This window comes from Chloroflexaceae bacterium (genome assembly GCA_025057155.1).
Taxonomy (GTDB): domain Bacteria; phylum Chloroflexota; class Chloroflexia; order Chloroflexales; family Chloroflexaceae; genus JACAEO01.
This window is the reverse complement of sequence record JANWYD010000022.1, coordinates 82,257-91,550: the sequence shown is the minus strand read 5'-3', so window position 1 is coordinate 91,550 and position 9,294 is coordinate 82,257. Positions and strand designations below refer to the sequence as shown.

The window sequence follows — 9,294 nt, the reverse complement described above, 5'->3', positions numbered from 1 at the left end:
CGGGGCGACCGGCGCAGGGGCCGGGGCCGCAGCAACCGGCGCGGGCGCCGGGGCGACCGGCGCGGGCGCGGTCTTGCCGTTGGTCGGCGCGGGGGCCGGGCGCGGCGCTTCAGTGTATGGCGGGCGAGCCGGGATCTCGGCACGGCGGCCATCGTCCACGACCCGCGGGCCGATCTCGGCGGGTGCGGCAGCGCGCAGCGTCGGGCCGGTACCCGGCTGCCATGTGCTCGGCGCTGGCACGCGGACGGGCGCGCCCTCGGCCTTCACCCGCAGCACGCGCTGCACGACCTCGGTTTCGGGGCGGTCGTAGCCGCTGACCTGGGCCAGCCAGTAGTCGTAGCGCGCGCGGTTGTCAATGCGGTTCGGACCGCCCGGCACGCGCCGCAGCAGTGTAATCGCAATCTGCGACCCGAAGCCGGCGGCGAAGTGGATGGCATAACGCACCGGGTAGCGCCCGCCGCGGCTCAGGTTAAGCGTGCCGAGTTCGGGGTCCACCTCGCGGTAGTTGGGCACCGGCGGCACGATGCCATGCTCAAGGATCTTCACCGCAATGACATCCTCGACCCCCACCCCCATCGGATGGCCGGTGAAGCCCTTCGTGTTGGCGATCACCACCTCGCTGGCAGCGGGGCCAAAGACGCGGCGCAGGGCCGCCACCTCGGCCGAGGCGCTGCCGCCGCGGGCGGGCGTGTAGGTCTCGTGGGAGACGAAGACCGTCTGGGCGGCCATGGCGTAGCGGTCGAGGCCAAAGCGCCGCTCGGCGGAGGCGACCAGGCTCTCCAGCACCTCGCTGATGTGGTCCACGTCCAGGCGCGTGCCGTGGAAGGCGCTGTTGCGGGTCTCACTGGCGAGCAGTTCGGCAATGCCGCGCATCCCGCGCTCGCGCACCGCATCTTCGCTCTCGACCACCAGGGCGCAGGCGCCCATGCCCAGGAGCGTCCCGTGGCGGCGGCGGTCGAAGGGCAGGGCGGCCTCTTCGACCCGGTCATCGGTGGCAGCAGCGCCAGTGGCCAGGAAGCCCGCGCCGATCCACTCCATGAGATGGTCGCTGGTCACATCGTCGCCGCCGATCACCAGCACGCGGCGGCAGCGGCCGCTGCGGATCCAGTCCTCGGCGATGGCGACGCCCTGGGCCGTCGAGGCGCAGGCCGCGTTGACGGCGGTGTTGGGGCCGCGGGCGCCGATGTACTCGGCAAACTGGCTGTGGCCCATTGAGAGGATGCGGAAGAGGAAGCGCCGGTCGAACTGGTAGGGATTGGCGGCGATCTCCTCGCGCAGAGCGGCGATGCGCCGTGTCAGCGCCGTGAGGGTCTCCTCGTCGCGGGCCTGGTTGCGCAGGTTCTCCAGCTCCTCCAGCAGATTGAGCCGATTCTCGTGCTCGTAGTAGCGCTCCATCTCGGCGGCTAGCTGGTCGTAGCCGGGGAAGGCGCTGGCGAAGATCACGCCCGTCTCATCGCGGAGGGCTTCGGGCAGCATCCAGCGATCAGGCAGGAAGGTGCCCTTGCTGGTCTTGCGGTAAGTCTGGACCAGGGGAATGCCGGCTTCGCGCAGGGCGTCAAGACCGGCGGCGATTGCCAGTTGCGAGGTGATGTCCAGGGCCTCGACCAGCTTCGCGGGCACGCCGTACTCCGCGCTGAGGTCGAAGTAGCCGGGGCGCCCGGCCAGGCGAATGACATCATCGGGGCTGTCAATCGTCTGGAAGCTGCCACCGCCATCCTCGCCCTTGACCACGCGGGTCACGCCCTTCTTCACCATCTTGCGGCGGAAGCGCTCGGGGATGAGATCCACGAACTGCTCACCGCGCAGGATGCGCTCGACATTATCCTCGGCCATCACCGGCTTTTCCGCGCCGGGCAGACCGAGACCGGTGCCGGAGATCACCACTGAACCGGCGGGCGGCAGGTTGCGGTCATAGACCTCAGGCTGCCCGGCGGTTGCTACGGGCCGCGCGCTGGCCTGTTGCAGCGCCTGCGCCAGCAACTGGCCAAGGTCGGCGAGGCTCGTTGCGCCGTTCGTGGAGGCGCCGTTGCCATTCTTGCGGGTCACGATCGTATCCTCTACCGATGAAGCCTGCGCCGCCTCGCCATTCACGGCGGGCAGGTGCGGCCGGGCCGGAGCGGCCGCTTCGGGCTGCGGCTGCGCCTCCTCCTGGGCCGGTTCGGCGCCCAGACCGGTGGCGTACAGCCCGCAGAGGGCCTGGTTGAAGCTGGCGATCTCGCCAGTCTTCGGATGGTTGGTGAAGAGCGAGACCACATCGGGCTTCCCGCCCAGCACATCGTCCACGAAGCCCTTGAGAGCCTTCTTGGGGCCGCACTCGACGAAGATCCGGCAACCCTCGCGATAGAGGGTCTCCAGACCCTTGACCCACTGCACCGGAGAGGCGATCTGCTTCTCCAGGATGTCCTTGATCTCCTCGACGGTGGTGGGGTAAAGTTCGCCGGTCACATTGGCCACCAGCGGCAGTTTAGGCGGAGCGATGTGGAGCCGGTCGAGCACCTTGCGCAGCGGCTTGGAGGCCGGGGCGACGATGCGGGTGTGGAAGGCGTGGCTCACCGGGATGCGCTGGGCCTGGTAGCCCCTGGCGGTAAACACATTGATGGCCTGCTCGACCGCCTTGCTGTTGCCGCCGATCACCGCCTGGCTGTAGCTGTTGAGATTGGCGGGAATGACGTACCCGTCAACCTCTTTCAGCGTGGCCTCGATCACATCGAGCGGGGCCATCACTGCGGCCATCCAGCCATTGTCCTCGACGCTGACCTTGGTCATCTCGGCCCCGCGGGCCGCAGCGGCCTCGAGGGCCTCGGCGAAGGGCATGATGCCAGCGGCCACCAGCGCGCCGTACTCGCCAAGCGAGTGGCCCATCACCATATCCGGCTTGATGCCATACTCGGCCAGCAGGGTCAGCAGGGCGATGTCGAGGGTGAGCATCGCCGGCTGGGTGATCGCCGTCTGCATCAAGGCCCGTTCAGCCTCTTTGAGGCGCTCGGGGTCGTTGCTATCCACGAAGAGATAGTCGGTGAGCGGGCGGCCCAGGATGGGCGTCATCACCCGGTCGGCCTCGGCGAAAACGGCGGCCACGGCGGGCGAGACCTTCGCCAGTTCGCGGCCCATGTTGACGTACTGCGATCCCTGGCCGGGGAAGAGGAAGGCCACTTTGCCGGGAACCTTGCCGCTGCCGCGGAAAATGCCCTGCGCCGCCAGGGGCTTCCAGGCGGCGGGAGCGTTGAGGCTGGCGGCTTTGCGGGCCTTGGCGAGCTTATCGAGCAGGTCGGCGTGGTCGGCGAAGTCGATCACCAGCCGCTCGGCCTTGCGCAGGTCGGCGGGATCGGGCGCCGCCACCGGTGGCGTCCAGCCTGCCTCAACCCTGCGCATCACCTCGTCGAGACGGGCGCTCAGTTCAGCAGGCGTATCGGCGCCAAGGGCCAGGATGCCGCGCAGGGGCGGCTTCTGGGCCACTTTCGCCGGAGCAGTGTAGTGACCGCTCGAACTGCCCGAACCGCCGCCCGGATTAGGCACCTCGACCCCCTGATAGCGCTGCGGCTCGGTGCGGATCATGCCCGGAATATATTCCTCCAGCACCACGTGGAAGTTGGTGCCGCCAAAGCCATAGGCGCTCACCCCGGCTCGCCGCGGCGCGTTGCCGGGACGCTCCCACTCGCGGGCTTCGTTGAGCAGATAGAACGGCGTGGCGTTGAAGTCGATGTTCGGGTTAGGCCGCTCACAGTTAAGCGTGGGCGGCAGGATCTTCTCGTGGATGGCGAAGACCGCCTTGAGCAAGCCGGCCGCGCCGGCGCCGGCCTTGAGGTGGCCGATGTTGCTCTTGGCCGAGCCAAGGCCGATGCGTCCGCGCTCCGCGCCGCCGAACACCTTGGTGAGGCTCTCAACCTCGGTCACGTCGCCGACGCGGGTGCTGGTACCGTGGGCCTCCACCAGGGTGGCGGTGGCGGGGTCGATGCCGGCGTTGCGCCAGGCGCGCTCGATGGCGTAGACCTGGCCGACGGGGTTAGGCGCCGTAATTCCCTTGCCCTTGCCATCCGAGGAGCCACCCACGCCGCGAATGACGGCGTAGATCGTATCGCCGTCGCGCTCGGCGTCGGCCAGGCGCTTGAGCAGGAAGGTCACCGCCCCTTCGCCCATCACGAAGCCGTCGGCGCCGTCGCCGAAGGGGCGCGTGCCGGTCGCCGAGAGGGCGCCGATCTTGCAGAACTTCACGAAGGTCGAGGGACCCATGTTGCGGTCCACGCCGCCGGTGATTACCGCGTCCACGTGGCCTTCGCTGAGCATCTCGACCGCGGCGGCCACGGCGGCGAAGGTCGAGGCGCAGGCGGCGTCGGTGATGAAGTTCGGCCCGCGCAGGTTAAGCACATTGGCCACCCGCCCGGCCACGATGTTGGGCAATTCGCCCGGCATCGAGTCTTCGGTGATGGGGGGCAGGGTGCGGTCCATCTCGGCGTGGAACTGGGCCAGGATGGCCGCGCGCACATCGGGCGGCAGGGCCTGGAAGGCCGGCGTGTTGCTGAGGTAGCGGGCGTATTCCGGGAAGATGACCCGCTGGTTGGTCAGGTAGTGCAACTCGCCGCCCATGGCCGTTCCGAGGATCACACCGGTATTCTCGGTGTTGAGCGGGCGGTCAGGGTAGCCATAATCGGCCAGAGCCTCGGCGGCGATGGTCACCGCCCACTGCTGGCCCTCGTCCATCGCGGCGGCCACGCGGGGCGGGATGCGGAAGCGTTGCCAGTCGAATTTAAAGCCCCGGACCCAGCCGCCGATCTTGGAGTAGGTCTTATCGGGGGCGCTGGGGTCAGGGTCGTAATAGTCACTGATCAGCCAGCGCTCAGGCGGTGTTTCCGTGATGCTGTAGCGCTTTGCCAGAATATTCTCCCAGAAGGCCCGGGCGTTCGGCGCGTCGGGGAGGATGGCGCCCAGGCCGACAATGGCAATGGCGCGGTTTGACATATCCATAGTGGATCGCTCCTTTACGTGCTCCACCTGTCTTTGCGCGCATCCCCGCTCCCGCTTGCGCGGGAGCGGGGGGCAGGTGGAGGCGAATGGATGGCTACTCCGCCGGGAACGCCTCGATCAGGCGCTGAGCGACGACGTTCATGTCCTCGATCTGGCCGGCCTGGGCATTGAAAATGGCCGGCAGGTTGATGCTCCCGGCCAGATTCGGATCGGTCTGGCCGGCGCCAATGCACCAGCGCAGCCCGTCGGCGGCGACCTTCATCGCCGCCTCGCGGGCGTGGACGCGGGCCATGGTCTTGAGCGTGTCCTGCGAGAAGGGCACAGCCGTGCTGGGCTTGGTGGCGGCCCGCTCGCTGAAGATTGCTGCGGTCTCGGCCCAGGCGATCAGTTCACCGAGGCGGAACAGGATGTGCTGGTTGCGGGTGAGCCGGTCAATGCGCGCGCGTTCGAGAATGACCGCCAGGGCGCGCATCGCCAGGGCCGCCGTCGCTGCGCCGCTGTCCGGGTGCTGGCGAGCCAGTTGCTCAAGCTGGGCGGCCCAGTCGTTGTAGAAGGCACCGCGGGTCTTCAGGTGGAGCTGCCAGCGGTCGCGCGCAATGGTCCACTCCATAATCTCCGAGGTGCCCTCGTAGATGCAGGTGATGCGCACATCGCGCTTGATCTTCTCAACCATGTACTCCTTGGTGTAGCCGTACCCGCCGTGGGCCTGAATGGCATCCTCGGCCGCCTTGTTGCCGCTCTCGGTGGCGAAGTACTTCGCCACAGCGCCCTCGGTCTGCTGATCGGGATCGCCGCCGTCGATGCGATCGGCGACCCACTCGATGTAGGCCCGCGAGGCCTCGAGGCGCACGGCGTTCGGCACGAGGAGCTTGTGGGTGTAGGCCTGCTTGGTGGAGAGCAGCCCGCCGCCCTGCACGCGGGTCTGGCTGTAGCGAATGGCCCGCTCGAGAGCCGCCCAGCCGGCCCCCAGACCAAACGAGCCGACCATCAGGCGGGTGTAGCCAAACACCGCCTGGGCCTGCGCCAGACCCTGGCCCTCGACCCCGCCCACCAGGTTCTCGACAGGCACGAACACTTCGTCGAGGAACAGAGCCGCAGTGTTCGAGGCGCGAATGCCATGCTTGTCCTCCGGCTTGCCGTAGCTGAAGCCCGGCTGCCCGGCCTCCATAATGAACCAGGAGATGCCGCCCGGAGCGTTGGCCAGAATGGTGTAGAGCTTGGCCACCCCGCCGTTCGAGATCCACTGCTTCCGGCCCGTCAGCTTGTAGCCGATAATCTTGCCGTTCTCTTCAACCGGGACGGCCCTGGTTGTCAGGGTGCCGAGGTCCGAGCCGGCCTGCGGCTCCGTCGCTCCGTAGGCCACCAGGAGACCCTCAGAAGCGATACGGCCCATCCAGTAGGCCTTCTGCTCCTCGGTTCCTCCCACCACGATCGGATCGGTGCCGAGGAAGGTCGCCAGTACACCGGTCGCAATGCCGAGATCGATGCGGGCCATCTGCTCCGAAACGCGGTAGACATCGTAGGCGCCACCGCCGAGACCGCCATACTCCTCGGGGATGAAGATGAGATGCAGTCCAAACTTCTCAGGATCGTAGAGGTCGCGGAGGACGTCGTGCGGGAATTCGTCGCGCTCGTCGAGCTCCCGCAGGTACTCGGGCTTGAGTCGCTTCGCCGCGTAGTCGCGAAGGGTCGTCAGCACCATCTCCAGCGTATCGGTGTCCAGGGTCGTCATCGGCCTGTTCCTCTCCACTAGTGACTTGCCGTCATCCGCCCGCACGCGCGCAACGGATGGCCAGGGAACGCCACAATGGCGCTCCTCCGCCAGCAGCAAGTTCTACACGCGTTTAGTTCTGCCTGCAATCATATGCCACGGGCTCCGAAATGTCAGGTGAAGGGTCTTTCTTGTGAGAGGAGGTTTGTTCACTGTTTAGCAAGGAATTCTTCACCTGGCAACTGGTACATGCTAAAGAGCAGCGCTCCGTCCACGGGCGAGGGCACGTGCTCGACCGCGCCGTTCGGAAAGGCGAACCGCACCAGGTCCAGTTCGCCAGCTCGCTCGGGCACGAAGACGAAGACCGTCTGGCGGTCGCGGGCGGCCAGCGCCGGGCTGACCGGTTCTTCCAGCGGATCGTGCACGTCAACCCGTTCGAGGTGCGGGGCCAGGTAGGGAAGCGTGCCGAAATCCGAGCTCATCCGCGGCCAGCCGAAGAAGACCAGCCGGCTATCGGGGGCGAGACGGTTATTGGCGTAGTGGGCCAGTTCGGTGGCCAGCACGGCGTTGAGGTTGCCATAGACCCGCGTAGGCGTATACTCAACGAAGTAGTAGCGCACGCTCAGCGCCGCCAGGACCGCCGTGGCGACGCCCAGGACGGGCGCCAGACGCCGCGGGTGCAACGCGCCCAGGGCCTGGCCCAGGCCCTGGACCAGCAGGGTCAGCCCCAGCGCAACGAAGATGATCGCCGGAATGGCCGTGGTCACCAGGCGCTGGCTCGAGGGCGGGCTTTCGGTGAGCATGCCGCCCAGCACAATCGCTCCGCCCCACCAGGCCACGAGGGGGAAGATCCGCCGGTCCAGGAGGCGCGTGAGGGCGAATCCCAACCCCAGGATGAAGAGTGCGCCGTGGGCCAGGTCGAAGAGGGGTCGCGGCGAACCATACCACACCGTGCGATCCGGATAGGCGTTGTAGGCCAGCGCCGCGCGCCAGAACTGGTCAACCAGGATCGGCAGGGCGCCCTGGTTGAGGATGACCTGCTCGCGCTCCAGCCAGCCGCTCTGGATGATGCCGACGGCGTTGAGGCGGGCATTGTACGCATCGGGGAAGCGGAGGGCGTACTGGATCATCGGCGCCGCGCTGAGCAACGCCGCGCCCGCCAGGACGGCCACGCCCCGGCCCTGCTCGCGCCAGAAGCGCCGCCCATCGCGCAGGGCCAGCACAACCACCACGGCGGCGATCAGGATGCCGGCGAAGCGCGCCCCCGCGTAGAAGTACTGCGCCGCGCCGACCACTGCGCCGCAGAGGGCATAATCGAACGGACTGCGCCGGTCATAGCCCCGGTAGAGGCAGAGCAGCGCCAGGGTGGCGAAGAGGCCATCGGCGATCTGGTTCGAGCCGAGCCGTGAGAAGTGGATGTGGTAGTGATAACCCGCCAGGAGCGCGGCGCTGATCAGCGCCAGGGTATGGCCGTGCAGCCGGGCGACCAGAGCATAGGCGGCGATCACCGTGGCTGCGCCGACGAGCGCCCAGGGCAGGCGCAGGCCAGCGGCGTTCTGGCCGAGCAGGGCGATGCCTGGCGCATTGAAGTAGAAGCTCATTGTCGGCACCCCTAGCCAGCCGGTGCTGAAGGGATTCTGGATCGCCCCTGCGAGCACGCGCACGGCCTCTAACCCCTGTGACCCCTCATCGCCGCTCAGAGTGGGCGGGATGGCGCCGATGTTCCATACCCGCAGCAGCAGCGCAAGCGCTCCGATCGCCAGAGGCGCGAGCAAGACTGCGGGGGTGAAGCGCGGGCGCCGCAACCATCCGCCGGGAGTAGCTGTTGCCGCCAGATAGCAACCCACTGCCATAGCCCAGGACGCCAGGGTCCAGTTCAGATCCGGCCGTGGCGCGTCGGGTCGGTCGCCGGCCAGGGCCGTGAGGGTGAGCAGTATCAGCAGTCCCGCGGCCAGCAGCAATCCGACCCGCCACCGCGTCAATGGCAGGGCGGTGGTGTCGCGGCGTCGCTCCTCAGGACCGGCGCTGCGCATCCACCACAACGGCCGTCTGGCGAAGGCCAGGCTAATAGCCGCGACCGCCAGCGCCGCCAGGCCCAGCGCCGTCCACGAAAACGCGGCGCGTTGCGAAAAGAGGTGCTGCGCCGCTGCGGCGAGGGCCGCGGCGCTCAGGGCCAGCGCCAATCCGCCCATGCGCGCCGAAGCGACACGGAGTTGGGCAAAGGGACTGCCGGCCGCTATCTGCGGCTCGATAAGGCCCCCTTCGCGGCGCGTCGCAACGGCGATGCTCGCGAGGCGCTTCTCCGCCACGGACGTGGCAGCGGGCGAGTTGTATGGCCCGGACGCAGGGTGCATACGCTGACCCCCGACACTTCTGCCTGTCCACATAATTCCGGCTTGCTCTGGCCTGAGCATCGGGCCAGGGGGTGGCGTTTGAATACAATTCTTCGTTTGCTGGCCTGCGGATACCTGACAGTATAAAGATCCAGGGGGCGCTCGTCAACCATTTTAGCATCTGTGAAGCAATTCCCAAATGCGCCAAGGTGTGGTATACTTGAAGCCTCAAGTGCCCAGGGCAGTTCAAGACTATGAAAGGGTCTTGCACAGCGTCGTGCGAGCCGC

Annotated in this window: 3 protein-coding genes; all 3 read right to left on the bottom strand. The window is 67.7% G+C overall.

Translation table 11 applies throughout. The features are described from left to right. Positions 1 to 4,962 (bottom strand): acyltransferase domain-containing protein (locus NZU74_17760; protein MCS6883182.1); only part of this gene is annotated, 4,962 nt, incomplete at its 3' end. A 94-nt stretch (positions 4,963 to 5,056) separates the two neighbouring features. Then, positions 5,057 to 6,694: an acyl-CoA dehydrogenase family protein gene (locus tag NZU74_17755; GenBank protein MCS6883181.1), complete on the bottom strand. Its 1,638-nt coding sequence runs from the start codon at positions 6,692 to 6,694 to the stop codon at positions 5,057 to 5,059. 188 nt (positions 6,695 to 6,882) lie between these two features. Next, the gene (locus NZU74_17750) at positions 6,883 to 9,027 is read right to left on the bottom strand and encodes a glycosyltransferase family 39 protein (protein MCS6883180.1); all 2,145 of its coding nucleotides are present in this window, start codon (positions 9,025 to 9,027) and stop codon (positions 6,883 to 6,885) included. Positions 9,028 to 9,294 lie beyond the last annotated feature (267 nt).